Source organism: Pararhodobacter sp. SW119 (assembly GCF_017811755.1).
In the GTDB taxonomy this organism is placed as follows: domain Bacteria; phylum Pseudomonadota; class Alphaproteobacteria; order Rhodobacterales; family Rhodobacteraceae; genus Pararhodobacter.
The window spans coordinates 63,541-79,666 of the sequence record NZ_JADDJF010000001.1 but is presented as its reverse complement, the minus strand read 5'-3'; the positions used below and the strand labels follow the sequence as shown (position 1 = coordinate 79,666).

13 protein-coding genes are annotated in these 16,126 nt (G+C 67.7%); 8 read left to right on the top strand and 5 right to left on the bottom strand.

What is annotated here, in order from left to right:
- Positions 1–21: 21 nt before the first annotated feature.
- Complete coding sequence (locus tag IM708_RS00360) at positions 22–753, bottom strand: RlmE family RNA methyltransferase (protein ID WP_209424315.1); 732 nt, start codon at positions 751–753, stop codon at positions 22–24.
- 4 nt (positions 754–757) lie between these two features.
- Positions 758–1,912, bottom strand: coding sequence for a Ppx/GppA phosphatase family protein (locus IM708_RS00355; RefSeq protein WP_209424314.1), 1,155 nt, complete (start codon positions 1,910–1,912; stop codon positions 758–760).
- Positions 1,913–2,280: 368 nt separating this feature from the next.
- On the opposite strand from IM708_RS00355, the gene IM708_RS00350 reads away from it, so the two are divergent.
- From IM708_RS00350 to IM708_RS00325, 6 genes are all read left to right on the top strand, one after another.
- Positions 2,281–2,922 carry an outer membrane beta-barrel protein gene (locus IM708_RS00350; RefSeq protein WP_209424313.1) on the top strand — a complete coding sequence of 214 codons (642 nt, stop codon included), beginning with the start codon at positions 2,281–2,283 and terminating at the stop codon, positions 2,920–2,922.
- Between the two features lie 270 nt (positions 2,923–3,192).
- Positions 3,193–3,846 carry an outer membrane beta-barrel protein gene (locus IM708_RS00345; protein ID WP_209424312.1) on the top strand — a complete coding sequence of 218 codons (654 nt, stop codon included), beginning with the start codon at positions 3,193–3,195 and terminating at the stop codon, positions 3,844–3,846.
- A 210-nt stretch (positions 3,847–4,056) separates the two neighbouring features.
- Entirely contained in the window at positions 4,057–4,362 is a 306-nt protein-coding gene (locus IM708_RS00340) for a virulence factor (RefSeq protein WP_209424311.1), read from the top strand.
- A gap of 16 nt (positions 4,363–4,378) precedes the next feature.
- Positions 4,379–5,287 (top strand): methylenetetrahydrofolate reductase, encoded by a 909-nt coding sequence (locus IM708_RS00335; protein ID WP_209424310.1) that lies wholly within the window; start codon positions 4,379–4,381, stop codon positions 5,285–5,287.
- 19 nt (positions 5,288–5,306) lie between these two features.
- Positions 5,307–6,266 (top strand): methyltetrahydrofolate cobalamin methyltransferase, encoded by a 960-nt coding sequence (locus IM708_RS00330; protein ID WP_209424309.1) that lies wholly within the window; start codon positions 5,307–5,309, stop codon positions 6,264–6,266.
- A 126-nt stretch (positions 6,267–6,392) separates the two neighbouring features.
- Entirely contained in the window at positions 6,393–6,803 is a 411-nt protein-coding gene (locus tag IM708_RS00325; protein ID WP_209424308.1) for a universal stress protein, read from the top strand.
- Between the two features lie 462 nt (positions 6,804–7,265).
- On the opposite strand, the gene IM708_RS00320 is transcribed toward IM708_RS00325, so the two are convergent.
- On the bottom strand, positions 7,266–8,810 hold the full coding sequence (locus IM708_RS00320; protein ID WP_209424307.1) for a trimethylamine methyltransferase family protein: 1,545 nt from the start codon (positions 8,808–8,810) through the stop codon (positions 7,266–7,268).
- A gap of 149 nt (positions 8,811–8,959) precedes the next feature.
- On the opposite strand from IM708_RS00320, the gene guaA reads away from it, so the two are divergent.
- Positions 8,960–10,516 carry a glutamine-hydrolyzing GMP synthase gene (guaA, locus tag IM708_RS00315; protein ID WP_209424306.1) on the top strand — a complete coding sequence of 519 codons (1,557 nt, stop codon included), beginning with the start codon at positions 8,960–8,962 and terminating at the stop codon, positions 10,514–10,516.
- Positions 10,517–10,956: 440 nt separating this feature from the next.
- Here guaA and ade read toward each other — a convergent pair whose 3' ends face one another.
- Together ade and IM708_RS00305 are read right to left on the bottom strand one after the other, a co-directional pair.
- Entirely contained in the window at positions 10,957–12,651 is a 1,695-nt protein-coding gene (gene ade / locus IM708_RS00310; RefSeq protein WP_209424305.1) for an adenine deaminase, read from the bottom strand.
- Positions 12,644–13,522, bottom strand: coding sequence for an NAD(P)-dependent oxidoreductase (locus tag IM708_RS00305; protein ID WP_209424304.1), 879 nt, complete (start codon positions 13,520–13,522; stop codon positions 12,644–12,646). The genes ade and IM708_RS00305 overlap by 8 nt, the downstream gene beginning before the upstream one ends.
- A gap of 92 nt (positions 13,523–13,614) precedes the next feature.
- Between IM708_RS00305 and IM708_RS00300 the strand changes: the two genes are divergently transcribed.
- Positions 13,615–16,104, top strand: a complete 2,490-nt coding sequence (locus IM708_RS00300; protein ID WP_209424303.1) for a penicillin acylase family protein — start codon at positions 13,615–13,617, stop codon at positions 16,102–16,104.
- Positions 16,105–16,126 lie beyond the last annotated feature (22 nt).

Sequence of the window (16,126 nt, the reverse complement as noted above, 5' to 3'; positions counted from 1 at the left end):
CCGCCCCAGAACGCCGCCGGCTCACTCCGCCTCCGCGGCCCCCCGGAACCCCAGTGCGACGACATATTTCTCGGAACTGTCCGATCGGCTGGCGGGCGGCTTCACGTTGTGCACCTTGGCGAAGCGCTGTTTCAGAAGTCCCTGCAAACTGCCCTCCGCCCCCCCGGCCAGCACCTTGGCCACGAAGGTCCCGCCGTCCTCCAGCACATCGAAGGCGAACTCGGCCGCCGCCTCGCACAGCGTCATGATGCGCAGGTGATCGGTCTGCTTGTGGCCACTGGCCGAAGCCGCCATGTCGGACAGCACGACATCCGCCGTCCCGCCTAGCCAGTCCTTCACCCGATCTTCGGCGCCCTCGTCCAGAAAGTCGAGGAGATGCACCTCGGCACCGGCCAGCGGCTCGACCTCCTGCAGGTCGACGCCAAGAACGAACCCCTGCTTCTTGCCCGATTTCGTCCCCAGCGCATTGACCCGCTCGACCGCCACCTGCAGCCAGCCTCCCGGCGCACAGCCCAGGTCGACCACGCGCGCGCCGGGCTTGAGAAAGCTGAACCTGTCGTCCAGTTCGACCAGCTTGAAAGCGGCGCGCCCACGATAGCCCTCGCGTCGGGCGCGGGCGACATAGGGGTCGTTCAACTGCCGCTCCAGCCAGCGGGTCGACGACAGCTTTCGCCCCTTCGCGGTCTTGACCTTGACCCGCAACTCGCGCGATCCGCGCCCCGATCCGCCCTGTCCTGTCGATTTCTGCGCCATCACGTCAACCCACGTCCAGCACGCCGTCGCGCGTCATCAGCGCGTAAAGCAACCCCTCGCGCAGCCCGCGATCGGCGACCGACATCACATCGGTCGGCCAGACCCGCATCAGCGCCTGCAGGATCGCCGCGCCCGACATGATCAACCCGTGCCGCTCACGCCCGATGCGCGGATCGTAGCGCCGACCGACCGGCCCCAGCGCCAGGTAGTCGCGGATCACCCGGTCGATCTGGTCGGAGGTCATGGTCAGGCCATCGACCTTGGTGCGGTCATACCGCTTGAGACCCAGATACGACGCCGCGACCGTCGTCACCGTCCCCGAGGTGCCGATGATCTGGAACCCCTCGCGCGGCGCGGGATTCTGGTAGGGCGAAAAGCTGTGCAGCTGCTCCTCGAAATGCCAGCTCATCAACGCGAAACGCGCGGCATCGTCATCGACATCGGTAAATAGATCGCGCAGCGTCGCCACGCCCAAGGGCACGCTGATCCAGTCGACGACGCGCGGCAGACCGGGCCGCTCGGCCGGCCATTGCGCCGAATCGAGGTCAAGTCGGACCTGCATCATCGCCTTGCGCCGCGACAGCGCATCGACACCCGATAGGTCGATCCACACCAGTTCGGTCGACCCGCCACCGATATCGATCACCAGCAGCTGGTCGGTTTCCGGGGCCACCAGCGGCGCGCAGGAAATGACGGCAAGCCGCGCTTCCTCCTCGGGCGGGATGATCTCCAGCCGCAGGCCGGTCTCGCGCTGGATCTTGCCGATGAACTCGCGCGCGTTGCGGGCGCGCCGGCAGGCTTCGGTGGCGACCAGTCGCATCCGGGTGACGCGGTGCACATCCAGCTTGCGCCGGCAGATGCGCAAGGCATGCACGGTGCGCGCCATCGGCGCGTAGCCCAGCCGGCCCGACGCCTCCAGGCCCAGGCCCAGCTCGACGGGACGGGAAAAGCTGTCCACGACCTCAAATTGCGCGCCGTTGGGGCGCGCAATCAACATCCGGCAACTGTTTGTCCCCAAGTCGAGCGCGGCATAGAGCCCCGCTCCCTCGGGCCGTGTCAGGCGCTTCGGCTCGATCGGTGCCGGGGCCACACCAGCGGTAACAGAAGACCCCTGCTCTCGGGAACGCGCCGCCGCGCCTGCGGGACGCTCGGGCGTCATGTCGCCCTCCAATTCGTGTTGCGCCGAGAGTAGTCCGCAACCCCATCGCGTGCAAGCAACTTGCGCGATGGCGCTTTTCGCGCCTTAGTTGTGCCGACTCGCGCCTCACGACCGGATACTGCAACATAAGTGTCACAGCGCGCCACCATCAACTCTCGCGGGAACCGTATCCGCGCGATCCACGTTTACCCTGAGGCCGAAAAATGGCATGAATCGGCCCATGCGCTGCCTCTGACAAGATCGTGAGTCGAGCAAGACTTTGCACGCGACGTTATAGATGTCACAGGCGTAGGAGCGTCAAACCACTGGAGGATTACCCAATGCGCAAGTTTACAGTTTCACTCTCTGCACTCGCCCTGAGTGCGGGCATGGCCCATGCCGGCGGCATGACCGTCCCGCAAGAACCCACTGTCATGGCGCCCGCGCCGATGATGCAGACCTACGACTGGACCGGCGGCTATGTCGGTCTCGGCCTCACCTATGGCCGCGCCAGCCACAGCGCCGACGCGACCGCGCCGGACGTGGGCGGCTTCCCGGTCAACGATTTCTGGCCCAACGGCTCAGGCTGGGGAATCGGCGGTCTTGGCGGCTACAACTGGCATGACGGCAACCTGGTCTATGGTGTCGAAGGTCACGTCTCCGCACACCGGATGCGCGGCGATGCCAATGTCGGCGGCGTCGATATCGAAACCGACATTCGGAGCATGGCTTCGATCCGCGGCCGACTGGGCGTCGCCCAGGACCGCACGCTGTTCTTCATGACCGCCGGTCCTGCGATTGCCAACGTTCGACACAACGCCGTGGGTGTCGACAGCGAATCAAACACCGTCACCGGTTTCGTGATCGGCGCCGGCATTGAGCACGCCATGGCCGGCGGCTGGAACCTTCGCGGCGACCTGGAGCATCATCGCTTCCGCAGCAAGGACTTCAACACCGTCGCCCCGGGCACATTCCCCAATGTCCGCACCCGCGCGAACCTTGCACGGATCAGCGCGGTCTACCGCTTCTGATCTGACGCCATATCACGATCCCGGAAGCCCGGCCCTCGCGGCCGGGCTTTTTTGTTGCGCAAGCTGTCGGAGTTCTAGCGCCGCTCGAAATGCGCTGCTGCCACCTTCCACACCGCGAAACGGACCGAAACGCCGCGACGCCGATCTTTTTAGAACGCACCACAATATTTTGCATGACAGATTGCCAAAGCGCATGCATGTTAACCTTTATTAACAAACTGTGAACACTGCCAGTTGAGTGAAGCGCGCACACAGACGAGGTGGTGAACCATGCGACGCCTATTCCTTTCCATTTCGGTTATTGCCTTGGGGGCCACCGCCCTTGCCAGCACCACGCAGCCAGTCCGGGCGCAAGGTATGTTGGGCATGCAGCCTGGCTACGACTGGACCGGCGCCTATGCCGGCCTCGGGGTCAGCCAGGGACGCGCGGACTACCGCTACACGCCCGCGCCCGAATTCTGGCCAAACGGCTCCGGCGCCGGATTCGGCGGTCTCATCGGCTACAGCTGGCAGCAAGCCGACCGCGTCTACGGCGTCGAGGCGCATTTCTCCGCCCACCGGATCCGCGGCAGCAGCGCCACGGGGATGGGCCTGGTGGAAACCGACATGCGTACCCTCGCCTCGATCCGCGGGCGCGCCGGCATCGCGCGGAACCGGACCTTGTTCTTTGCCACCGCGGGTCCCGCCATCACCAATGTGCGCCACACGGCGGTGGACGCGGGATTGCGGGATTCGCAAACGGTCGCCGGCGTCATGATCGGCCTCGGGGTGGAGCATGCCCTGCTCAGCGGCTGGCATCTTCGCGGCGAGCTGGAGCATTACAACTTCGGCAACGGCGACTTCGACACCGGCAATCCCGGGGCCTTCCCCGACGTGCGCATCCGCGCCAACGTCATCCGCCTCAGCGCCGTCTTCCGCTTCTGACCGCCCGGCCCCCGCATTGCCTTGAAACCCGACCTGGCGGTCGGGTTTCTTCGCTTGTGCGCGTTGCAGGGGCGCGATCCCGGCGCGGAACGCCGCACGGTCCGGCTTGACGACCCAAGACCATGTCGCAACCCGTCGCCCGCGGGTCGAAATTGTCCCCGCCCGGCGCCCGGAACGGTCTATCAGAGGGGCAACGCAAGGAGGGCGCTCATGAACCCCGTGGTCATCGTCTATTGGCGCGACATCCCCGCGCAGGTCATCGTCGGCAAGGGCCGAAAAGCCATGAAGGTGCAACTGCCCGAACGCTTCGAACAGGCGATCGACCGCTGCGCGATGAAGGTCGGCACGCGGGACGCCGACGCCTATCTGGGCGAATGGCGCAAGGCCGCGCCCGTCGATGTCGCAGGCGATCCGAATGAGGTCGCTCGCGCCGAGGCCGCGCGGCTGGAAGCGGCATACGACGCTGCCAGACTGAAGGCGCTGATCGCCAATGATGGCTGGGATGCGCGCGGGTAAGCTCTGGGAGGCGCTGATGGCTATCTTCAAGTTCGGTCGCAGGGACACGGCTCATGGGTCGGCGGATCTGGCAGGCTTCCTCGACGGGTTTTCCATCGAGGTGATGCCGCGCACCGCCGAGAAGGTCGCGGATTTCCGCGACCTGCTGCCCGGCGGCACCCGCGTCTACATCGCCCATATCGACGGCACCCCCATCGACGAGATGGTGGCGACCGCCGCGCGCCTGCGCGCCGAGGGGTTTGAGCCGATGCCGCATTTCCCCGCCCGCATCATCCCCGACGCCGCCACGCTGCGCGACTGGGTCGCCCGCTACCGGGGCGAGGCCGACGTGAAGCAGGGCCTGATCCTGGCCGGCGGCGTGGCCCAGCCGGCCGGCGCCTTCGACTCCTCGATGCAACTGCTTGAATCAGGCGCCTTCGACGGGTTCGAGCGGCTGCATGTCGCCGGCCACCCCGAGGGCAACCGCGACATCGACCCCGACGGCTCGGACCGGATGGTGTCCGAGGCTTTGCGCTGGAAGCAGGCTTTCGCGGATCGCACCGACGCCAAGATGGCGCTGGCCACGCAGTTCTGCTTTGACGCCGCCCCGGTGATCGCCTGGGTCGACCGCCTGCAGGCCGAAGGCATCGCGCTGCCCGTCCACATCGGCATCGCCGGCCCGGCGAAACTCCAGACGCTGATCAAGTTCGCCATCGCCTGCGGTGTCGGGCCCTCGCTCAAGGTGCTGCAGAAGCGCGCGATGGACGTCTCGAAACTGCTCCTGCCCTACGAGCCCGACTCCATCCTCGAGGCGCTGGCCGCCCACAAGGCCGCCAACCCCGCCTTCGGCATCGAGGCCGTGCATTTCTTCCCGCTGGGCGGTATCAAGGCCACCGCCGACTGGACCCAACGCCACGGCCAGCGCCCTCAGCGCGCCGCCGCCTGACAGCAACCGAAGGACCCCCATGACCCGCACCATCGTCGAATCCGCCACCAAGACCGTCGTCATCGGCTTTGAAGAGCCCTTCTGCGTGATCGGCGAGCGGATCAACCCCACCGGGCGCAAGAAGCTCGCCGCCGAACTGGAGGCGGGCGATTTCTCGACGGTCGAGCGGGACGCGCTGGAGCAGGTCGCCTGCGGGGCGATGGTCCTCGATGTGAACGCGGGCGTCGTCTACAACTCCAACCCCAACCCGAACGAGACCGAACCGCCGCTGATGCGCAGGGTGATCGAACTGGTGCAGGGGCTGGTCGACGTGCCGCTCTGCATCGACAGCTCGGTCCCCGCGGCGCTGGAGGCCGGTCTGGCCGCGACCAACGGCCGGCCGCTGCTAAACTCGGTCACCGGCGAGGAAGACCGGCTGGAACTGGTCCTGCCGCTGGTGAAGAAATACAACGTGCCGGTCGTCGCCATCTCGAACGACGACACCGGCATCTCCGAAGATCCCGACGTGCGTTTTGCGGTGGCGAAGAAGATCGTGGAACGCGCCGCCGATTTCGGCATCCCGGCGCATGACATCGTGGTCGACCCGCTGGTCATGCCGGTCGGCGCGATGGCCTCGGCCGGGCAGCAGGTCTTCGCGCTCGTCCGCCGCCTGCGCGCGGAACTGGGCGTCAACACTACCTGCGGCGCCTCGAACATCAGCTTCGGCCTGCCCAACCGGCACGGCGTCAACGCTGCCTTCCTGCCCATGGCGATCGGCGCCGGCATGACCTCGGCGATCATGAACCCCGTCCGCTCGGTCGAGATGGAGGCAATCCGCGCCGCGAACCTGCTGATGAACCATGACGCCAACGGCGGCGAATGGATCCGCATGGCCAAGGTTCTGGAAGCGGTCAAGGAAGGCGCCAGCTTCGCCGAGGCCAGCCAGGCCGCAAGCCAGGCCAGCTCCGGTCGTCGCGGCGGCCGGCGCGCGCGCGGCTGATCGACCGGGCCGGAAAACCTGCATGATCTCCGTCGATTTGCGTCGCGGCAGTTGACGCAGATCAACGCCTTGCGTCACATTCGGGCGCAGGGTCGCGTCAGCCAGGAACCCGGACAGGAGGGCCAAATGTACAAGAACATCATCATCGCCGTCGATCTCAGCCATGGCGAGGCCGGCAAGGAACTGATCGACCGCGCGAAAGCGCTGATCGACGACGGCGGCACCGTCCGTCTGGTCCATGTGCTGGAAGACGTGCCAAGCTACATCGCCGCCGAACTGCCGCGCGACCTGAACGACCGCCGGCAGGCCGAAGCCAAGGTCGAACTGGGCCTGCTGGCGAAAGAAGTTTCCGGCAATGTCGTCTCCGAAGTGCGTACCGGCGCCGCGTCCAGCCAGATCATCCAGGCCGCCGAGGATCACGGCGCCGACCTGATCATGATCGCCTCGCATCGCCCCGGGCTCAGCGATTACTTCATCGGCTCCACCGCCGCGCGCGTCGTCCGTCACGCGCAGTGCTCGGTCCTGATCGCACGCTGAGGATCACCGCCTCGCGCGACCGGGGGGCGGTTCGCCGCGGCCATCGCCACCCCACTGGATCAACCGAATGAGCGCTCAGTGAAGGAGTGTCCAAATTTGGACGCTCTGACAACGCATTGAAATAGAACGATCATTCATCTCCATTAACCGCAACGAAACTTTCGGGCGCCGACGCCAACCCGGTTTCCGAAACGCAAGCGCCCTGCCCGCGTCAAGCAGTTGGAACTGACAATACGTCCTTACCCAAGGGCGTTGCCGAAACCTTTCCATGCGGTTAACCGCCCAACAATAGCCATCGGAAATCAGGTACTTGCGAATTTGTGCGCATGCGCACGCCTGCCGCTGAGCGCCCTTGCAAGCGCAAAGATCGGCACTCCCGCCCCCGAAGACTACCTGTCCGGAAATATCCTCGGGGGGTGAGGCCGCAGGCCGAGGGGGGCAGACAGCCCCCCTTTCCGCCGCCTAGCCAAAGGCGTCGGGCTCGGCGGCCTTGCGCTGGGCGACGTAGCCCTGCAGCGCCTCGTTTATCGCCGGGTCCAGATAGGGCGCCTGGAAATCGCGCAGCTGCTTTTCCACCCGCGCCGCGGCCAGTGACGCCGAATCGCGCGCGCCCTCGTCTTCCCAGGTCTCGAACGGCTTGTAGTCCAGCACGTCCGACCGCCAGAAGGCGGACTTGAAATTCGCCTGCGTATGCGCGCACCCCAGGTAGTGCCCGCCCGGCCCCACCTCGCGGATCGCGTCCATCGCCTGGCCGTTGTCGTCGACCGCGACCCCCTGCGCCAGGTGGTGCAGCGTGCCCAGCTGGTCCGCGTCCAGCACGAACTTCTCGAAGCTCGCCACCAGCCCGCCCTCCAACCAGCCGCAGGCGTGCAGCATGAAGTTGACGCCGGCCAGCAGCGCCATGTTCAGGCTGTTCGCGCTCTCATACCCCGCCTGCGCGTCGGGCAGCTTCGATCCGCAGAAGGCGCCGCCCGACCGGTACGGCACCCCCAGCCGCCGCGCCAGCTGCCCCGCCCCGTAGGTGATATGCGCGGCCTCCGGCGTGCCGAACGTGGGCGCGCCCGAGTTCATGTCGATCGAGGTCACGAACGCCCCCATGATGACCGGCGCGCCGGCGCGGATCAACTGGCTGTAGGCCACACCCGCCAGCACCTCGGCCAGAACCTGCGTCAGCGTGCCCGCCACCGTCACCGGCGCCATCGCGCCGCCGACGATGAAGGGCGAGACGATGCAGGCCTGCCCGGCGCGCGCATAGACCTCCAGCGCGCCCATCATGGTGGCGTCGAAGGTCAGCGGCGAGTTGATGTTGACCAGCGACGTCATCACGCAATTGTCGTGCACGAAATCCGCGCCGAACAGGATCTCGGCCATCTTCACCGAATCTTCGGCCCGCACGGGTTCGGTGACCGAGCCCATGAAGGGCTTGTCCGACAGCGTCATATGCGCCAGCAGCATGTCCAGATGGCGCTTGTTCACCGCGATGTCGGTCGGCTCGCAGACCGTGCCGCCGGAATGGTGCAGCCATTTCGACATGTAGCCCAGCTTCACGAACTTCTGGAAATCCGCGATCGTGGCATAGCGCCGCCCGCCCTCGATATCGCGCACGAAGGGCGGCCCGTAGACCGGGGCCAGCACCAGCGACCGGCCGCCGATCTCGACCGAGCGTTCGGGATTGCGCGCGTGCTGCGTGAACCGCGCCGGCGCCGTCGCGCAAAGCTGCCGCGCCAGCCCGCGCGGGATGCGCACCCGCTCGCCCCGCACATCGGCCCCGGCCTGCCGCCACAGATCCAGCGCCGCGGGGTTGTCGGCGAAATTGACGCCGACCTCCTCCAGCACCGTCTCGGCGTTCCATTCGATGATCTGCAGCGCCTCTTCGTTCAGCAGATCCAGGTTCGGGATGTTGCGCTCGATGAAGCGCGCGGTCTCGATGCTGACGGCCGTGCGCTCGGCCCGCCGTGCCGCCCCGCCGCCGCCGCGTGCCCGCCGTTCCGCCCGTGCCTCGTTCATGCCGCGCCCTCCGTCTGCCGGTTTGCGCATCCGATACGCCACCCGGGGCCGGGGCGAAGGGTCGGATGCGCCGCCTTATGGCGAAAGGCGACATCGGCGAACGCCGGCACAGGCTTGCGCGGCGCGGTGTTCTGGCCTAACCGGCAGCCATGAGCCAGCATGACCGCCTTCTGATCATCGACTTCGGCAGCCAGGTGACGCAGCTGATCGCGCGCCGCCTGCGCGAGTTGAACGTCTATTGCGAGATTCACCCGTTCAACCGGGTCGACGACGCCTTCCTGCGCGATTTCGCGCCGAAGGCGGTCATCCTCTCGGGCGGGCCGGCCTCGGTCTTCGCCGAGGGCGCGCCGATGCCCCCGGCCCGGGTCTTCGATCTTGGCGTGCCGATCCTCGGTATCTGCTACGGGCAGCAAGTGATGATGCACTGCCTCGGCGGGCATGTCGAACGCGGCGACGGCACCGCCGAGTTCGGCCGCGCCCATGTCAGCCCGACCGAGGAACGCCTGGACCTCCTGCAGGGCTGGTTCGACGAGGCCCGCGAACAGGTCTGGATGAGCCACGGCGACCATGTCGCGCGCCTCGCCCCCGGGTTCCGGGTCTTCGGCACCTCGCCGGGCGCGCCCTTCGCCGTCACCGCCGACCCCGACCGGCATTTCTACGCCGTCCAGTTCCACCCCGAGGTGCACCACACCCCCCGCGGCGCGCAGCTTTACGCCAATTTCGTCCGCATCGCCGGCTTTTCGGGCGACTGGACGATGGGCGCCTACCGCGAGGAAGCCGTCGCGAAGATCCGCGCGCAGGTCGGCGACGGCAAGGTGATCTGCGGTCTGTCCGGCGGCGTCGATTCCTCGGTCGCGGCGGTCCTGCTCCACGAGGCGATTGGCGACCAGCTCACCTGCGTCTTCGTCGATCACGGCCTCCTGCGCCTGGGCGAGGCCGAGCAGGTCGTGACCATGTTCCGCGACCACTACAACATCCCGCTGATCCACGCGGATGAGAGCGAATTGTTCCTGACCGCGCTCGATGGTGTTTCCGATCCGGAAACAAAACGCAAGATCATCGGTGGATTGTTCATAGATGTCTTCCAGAAGCACGCCAACGATGTCGGCGGCGCAAAATTCCTCGCCCAGGGCACGCTCTATCCAGACGTGATCGAAAGCGTCAGCTTCTCGGGCGGCCCCTCGGTCACGATCAAGAGCCACCACAACGTCGGCGGTCTGCCCGCCAAGATGGGGCTGAAGCTGGTCGAACCGCTGCGCGAGCTTTTCAAGGACGAGGTCCGCGCGCTCGGTCGCGAACTGGGCCTGCCCGAGTCGTTCATCGGCCGCCACCCCTTCCCCGGCCCCGGCCTCGCCATCCGCTGCCCGGGCGAGATCACGCGCGACAAGCTCGCCATCCTGCGCCGCGCCGACGCGATCTACATCGACCAGATCCGCAAGCACGGGCTCTATGACGAGATCTGGCAGGCCTTCGCCGCGATCCTGCCGGTGCGCACCGTCGGCGTGATGGGCGACGGGCGCACCTACGACTTCGCGCTGGCCCTGCGCGCCGTCACCTCGGTCGACGGCATGACCGCCGATTACTACCCGTTCAGCCACGACTTCCTCGGCGAGACCGCGACGCGCATCATCAACGAGGTGCCGGGCATCAACCGCGTCTTCTACGACGTGACCTCCAAACCCCCGGGCACGATCGAGATGGAATGACAGCGCCGCCCCCGGCCGGGGCGCGCCCGATGGCAGGATCCGACCGGCGCTGCGCGAACTGGCCTTATTCGGCCTCTGACCCTGGACTCATGGGCGCATTCCCGGGCCGCCAACGGTCGAAAGCCGTTGCATTCCCCGCCCCACCGACCGTTGCGTCGACCCCCGAAAACCGCCGAAATGGCGGCATCTGCCATACGTTTGCCATACGCTTGCCATACGCCTGCCATACGCTTTCTGGCACCCCGAATCCCAGCAAAACAAGGCGATCCGCCCCTCTCACCCGTTGCCGGGCCACGCAGCCCCGAACCGCGCATTCAGATCTCGTAAACGACCGCCGCCCGCGTCCCGGCCCGGCGGCCCCGCAGGGGCCCGCCCGCGGCGAGCGGGGGCTCGATGCCCCCCGAGCCGCGCCCCCGTTACGCCGTCACGCCGTCACGCCGTCAGCCCGCGATCACCTCGAACCGGTCGACATCGACCAGCCCGTGGTCGGTGATCTTCAGATGCGGGATCACCGGCAGCGCCAGAAAGGCAAGCTGCAAAAACGGCTCCTCCAACTCCACCCCCAGCGCCCGCGCCGCCGCCCGCAGCGCGACCAGCCTCTGATGCACCGTCTCGAACGGCTCCAGCGACATCAGCCCGGCCACCGGCAGCGCCAGTTCCGCCCGCACCTCGCCGCCCTCCACCACGACGAACCCGCCCTCGATCTCGGCCAGCCGCGCCGCCGCCCGCGCCATGTCGGCGTAATCGACCCCGACCACCGCGATGTTGTGATGGTCGTGGCAGACGGTCGAGCCGATGGCGCCGCGCTTGAGCGAAAACCCCCGCACGAACCCGTTGGAAATACGACCGATTTTCCCATGCCGCTCGATCACCGCGATCCGCGCCAGGTCGCGCGCAGGGTCCGGCGGCCGGTCACCCTCCACCTCGGCCACCACCTCGCGGATATGCTCGGTCAATATCTTCCCCGGCCAGATGCCGATCACCGGCGTCTCCGCCTCGGTGCCCGCATACCGGAAACTCCCGGGCGAAACGGCCGGCAGATGCACCGACCCCCGCGCCACCGGCGCCACCACCTCGCGCGCCGCAAACGCCGCGTCCTCCGCCAGCACGCCCCCGCAGAACACCATCGCCGCCCGGCACTCCGCCGCCGCGCCCTCCAGCACCACGATATCCGCGCGCCTGCCCGGCGCGATCTGCCCGCGATCCTTCAGCCCGAACGCCTCCGCCGCACTCAGGCTCGCCGCGCGAAAAACCGCCAGCGGGTCGCAGCCCGTCTCGATCAGCCGGCGGATCATGTAGTCCAGATGCCCGTGCTCGGCGATGTCCAGCGGATTGCGGTCGTCGGTGCAGAGGCACATGTAGGGCGCCGTCAGCGGGGTCAGCACCTCGGCCAGCGCGGCGAGATCCTTGCTGACCGACCCCTCGCGAATCAGCACCCGCAACCCCTTCGTCAGCTTCTCGCGTGCCTCAGCGGCGCTCGTCGCCTCGTGCTCGGTCCGGATGCCCGCCGCCACATAGGCGTTCAGATCACGCCCCGACAGCAGCGGCGCATGCCCATCGATATGCCGCCCGGCAAAGGCGCGCAGCTTCTCCATGCAGCCCGGATCGCGGTGGATCACGCCAGGGTAATTCATGAACTCCGCCAGCCCCAGCACCTTGGGGTGATCCGTGAGCGCCAGCAGGTCGTCTGCCGACAACTCCGCCCCCGCCGTCTCCATATGCGTGGACGGCACGCAGGAGGACAGGTTCACCCTGATATCCATCACCGTCCGCTCGGCGGCGGACAGGAAATACCGGATGCCCGCCGCCCCCGCGACATTGGCGATCTCGTGCGGGTCGCAGATAGCCGTCGTCACGCCGCGCGGTGCCACGCAACGGTCGAACTCGAAGGGCGTGATGCAGGAGGACTCGATATGCAGATGCGTGTCGATGAACCCCGGCACCAGCAACCGACCCGCCACGTCGACCTCGCGCTTGCCCGCATACTCCGCCCCGATCCCCACGACCGTGTCGCCGCAGATCGCCACATCGCCCGCGATCTTCTGGTCGGTGACAAGGCACCAGACCGTGCCGCCCTTCAGCACCAGATCGGCGGGCGTGTCCCCGCGTCCCTGGGCGATCCGGTCCTCAAGCATCCGAGAGCTTGCGCAGCCGCGCGATCAGCGACGAGGTGTCCCAGCGCCCGCCACCCATCGCCTGCACGTCCTTGTAGAACTGGTCGATCAGCGCGGTGACCGGCAGCGGCGCGCCAATCTCGTTCGCGGTCTCCAGGCAGATGCCCAGATCCTTGCGCATCCAGTCCACCGCGAAGCCATAGTCGAACTTACCGTCCAGCATCGTCTCGTGCCGGTTGGCCATCTGCCAGGACCCCGCCGCGCCCTGGCTGATCACCTCGACCACCGCCTTGCCGTCCATGCCGGCCTTTTCGCCGAAGCGCAGCGCCTCGGCCAGGCCCTGAACCAACCCGGCGATCGCGATCTGGTTCATCATCTTGGCGATCTGCCCGGCCCCGGTCTCTCCCAGCCGCTTCACGGTGCGCCCGTAGGCGCCCATCACCGGCTCGGCGCGGGAGTAGTCGTCGGCATCGCCGCCGCACATGATCGACAGGACCCCGTTCTCCGCGCCCGCCTGCCCGCCCGAAACCGGCGCATCGACGAAGCCCACGCCAGCGCTGCGCGCCTCCTCGGCCAACTCCCGCGTGATCCGGGCCGAGACGGTCGTGTGATCGACGAAGACCGCCCCCTTGCCCATCCCGGCCAGCGCCCCGTCCGCCCCCCGGCAGACCTGCGCCAGGTCGTCGTCGTTGCCGACGCAGGCCATGACCAATTCCGCGCCTTCGACCGCCGCGCGCGGCGTCGCCGCGTGGCGACCGCCGTGCTTCTCCGTCCAGGCTCTGGCCTTGGCCTCGGTGCGGTTGTAGACGGCAACCTCGTGCCCCTTCGCGGCCAGATGCCCGGCCATCGGAAAGCCCATCACCCCCAGTCCCAGAAACGCCACCTTTGCCATGCCAGCCCTCGATCCCTTGAATTGCATATTCCCGCAAGGCACCATAGGAAACGAAGCCGCCGACAAGGTCAACCGACGGAGCCCGGCCCGCCATGCTCACCCTTTTCCGCTGGCTTCTCCGCATCGCGACGGGCCTTGTCGTGATCTTCGTGCTGGCCGTCGCCGGGGTCTATTACTTCCTGTCGCGGTCGATCCCCGACTATTCGGCCCAATGGCCGGTCCGCGGGATCGAGGCCCCGGTCGAGATCGCGCGCAACACCCATAACGTGCCGCATATCTTCGGCGCCAGCGACGCGGATGTCTTTTTCGGGCTGGGCTTTGTCCATGCCCAAGACCGGCTGTGGCAGATGACGGTGATGCGGCGCACCGTGCAGGGCCGCCTGTCCGAGGTTTTCGGCCCGCGCACCCTGCGCACCGACGAGTTGCTGCGGCGGCTGGATCTCTATGGCCTGGCGCAGGCGTCGGTCGACGCACTGGATGCTGAAACGCGCGGGCTGCTCGACGCCTATGCCCGTGGCGTGAATGCCTGGATCGAGCAGATGAACGCGCGCGCGCTCGGCCGTGGCGCGCCCGAATTCTTCCTCTTTCCCGCCGAGATCGGCCTCTGGCAGGCCGCGGATTCGATCGCGCTGGTCAAGCTGATGGCGGTGCAGCTATCCGGCCATGTCGATACCGAGGTGCGCCGCGCGCGACTGTCGACGCTGATCGGCGAGGACCGCTTGCGCGACCTGATGCCGGATCATCCCGGCCAGGGGGTGGCCGCGCTGCCGGATTTCGCCGCGCTCTTCCCCGGGCTGGACCGGACGCAGGTGGCCGGGTCCCACCCGCCGCCTTCGTCGCAGCCGGGCGCCATGCTCTCGCCCTTCCCGCAGTGGGAATTCGCCGGCGCCTCCAATGCCTTCGCGGCGGCGCCGCAGGCCTCGACCACCGGCGGCACGCTTCTGGCCAACGATCCGCATCTGGGCTTTTCGGCGCCCGCGATCTGGTATCTTGCCCGGCTGGAGCTGCAGACCGGCGGCGTCATCGGCGGCACGATCCCGGGCATTCCGGCGGTGCTGGTCGGCCGGTCGGACCGGCTGGCCTGGGGGCTGACCACCGCCTATGTCGACGATCAGGACCTCCTGCTGGAGGATTTGGACCCCGACGATCCCTCGCGCTACCGCACACCCGACGGTTGGGCGGAATTCGAAACGCGCCGGTCGATCATTCGGGTCAAAGACGACGATCCGGTGACCATCACGCTGCGCCGGTCGGAAAACGGCCCGATCCTGCCGGGCGCGCACTACAACCTCGGCACCATCCTGCCCTCGGGTTATGTCGCGGCGCTCAGTTGGACTGCGCTCAGCGATGCAGACACTTCGATCGCGGCGGCACTCGCGATCATGCGCGCGACTTCCGTCGATGCCGCGATCGAGGCCGGGCAGGACTACATCGCGCCGGCGCAGAACCTGATGCTGGCCGACCGCGACCGCATCGCCCTGCAGGTGATCGGCCGGATGCCCCGCCGCGACCCCGACCATCCGACGCAAGGCAGGATGCCGGCGCCCGGCTGGGACCCCGCCGCGCGTTGGCAGGGCATGCTGCCCTACGAGGCCAATCCCCGCTTCACCGACCCCGAAACCGGCCTGTTGGGCAACACCAACAACAAGACCCTCGACCGCCCCTTTCCGATGCATGTCAGCTTCGACTGGGGCGACAGCCAGCGGATCCAGCGCTGGGTGCGCCTGATGCGCCAGCGCGCCGTGCACACCCGCGAAAGCTTCATCGAGGCGCAACTCGACACCGTCAGCCAGGCGGCGCGCAACCTGCTGCCACTGGTCGGCGCGAACCTGTGGTTCCAGGGCGAGGCCGCCGAGGGTGGCACGACCGAGGCCCGCCGCCAGCAGGCGCTGCAGTTGCTGGCCGACTGGAACGGCGAGATGAACGAGCATCTGCCCGAACCCCTGATCTACGCCGCCTGGATGCGCGAGCTGCAGTTTCGCCTGATCCGCGACGAACTGGGCCCCCTGGCCGAGACCTTCGGCCATCTGGAGCCCTTGTTCGTCGAACGCGTCTTCGGCGATACCGACGGCGCCGGCGAATGGTGCAACGTGGTCCAGTCGGCAGTGACCGAAAGCTGCACCGACATCGCCCGCGTGGCGCTGGACAACGCCCTTCTGTGGCTGGCGGAGAGGTACGGGCCGAATATCGAAAGCTGGCGCTGGGGCGACGCGCACCAAGCCACCCACGATCATGCGGTTCTGGGCGACGTGCCGATCCTGCGCCACTTCGTCAACATCCGGCAGTCGACCAGCGGCGGCGACAACACGCTGTTGCGCGGCCGCATCCGGGGCGGCCCGTCGACCGAGCCGGAGCCGTTCCTCAACGTCCACGGCGCGGGCTACCGCGGGGTCTACGACCTGGCCGATCCCGACGCCTCGGTCTTCATCATCTCGACCGGGCAGTCGGGCCATCCGCTCAGCCGGCATTTCGACGATCTGGGCGTGCTCTGGCGGCGGGGTGAATACATTCCCATGACCCTCGACCCGGATCTGGCGCGCGCCGGCGGCATCGGGGTCACCCGCCTTGAACCCGCGCCCTGAGCGCGCCATGATCCGCCGCGTT

What these genes read in the sequence shown, in the direction of transcription:
- IM708_RS00360 (WP_209424315.1), bottom strand. Translation starts at nt 753, where the DNA reads ATGGCGCAGAAATCGACAGGACAGGGCGGATCGGGGCGCGGATCGCGC.
- IM708_RS00355 (WP_209424314.1), bottom strand. Translation starts at nt 1,912, where the DNA reads ATGACGCCCGAGCGTCCCGCAGGCGCGGCGGCGCGTTCCCGAGAGCAG.
- IM708_RS00350 (WP_209424313.1), top strand. Translation starts at nt 2,281, where the DNA reads ATGGCCCATGCCGGCGGCATGACCGTCCCGCAAGAACCCACTGTCATG.
- IM708_RS00345 (WP_209424312.1), top strand. Translation starts at nt 3,193, where the DNA reads ATGCGACGCCTATTCCTTTCCATTTCGGTTATTGCCTTGGGGGCCACC.
- IM708_RS00340 (WP_209424311.1), top strand. Translation starts at nt 4,057, where the DNA reads ATGAACCCCGTGGTCATCGTCTATTGGCGCGACATCCCCGCGCAGGTC.
- IM708_RS00335 (WP_209424310.1), top strand. Translation starts at nt 4,379, where the DNA reads ATGGCTATCTTCAAGTTCGGTCGCAGGGACACGGCTCATGGGTCGGCG.
- IM708_RS00330 (WP_209424309.1), top strand. Translation starts at nt 5,307, where the DNA reads ATGACCCGCACCATCGTCGAATCCGCCACCAAGACCGTCGTCATCGGC.
- IM708_RS00325 (WP_209424308.1), top strand. Translation starts at nt 6,393, where the DNA reads ATGTACAAGAACATCATCATCGCCGTCGATCTCAGCCATGGCGAGGCC.
- IM708_RS00320 (WP_209424307.1), bottom strand. Translation starts at nt 8,810, where the DNA reads ATGAACGAGGCACGGGCGGAACGGCGGGCACGCGGCGGCGGCGGGGCG.
- guaA (WP_209424306.1), top strand. Translation starts at nt 8,960, where the DNA reads ATGAGCCAGCATGACCGCCTTCTGATCATCGACTTCGGCAGCCAGGTG.
- ade (WP_209424305.1), bottom strand. Translation starts at nt 12,651, where the DNA reads ATGCTTGAGGACCGGATCGCCCAGGGACGCGGGGACACGCCCGCCGAT.
- IM708_RS00305 (WP_209424304.1), bottom strand. Translation starts at nt 13,522, where the DNA reads ATGGCAAAGGTGGCGTTTCTGGGACTGGGGGTGATGGGCTTTCCGATG.
- IM708_RS00300 (WP_209424303.1), top strand. Translation starts at nt 13,615, where the DNA reads ATGCTCACCCTTTTCCGCTGGCTTCTCCGCATCGCGACGGGCCTTGTC.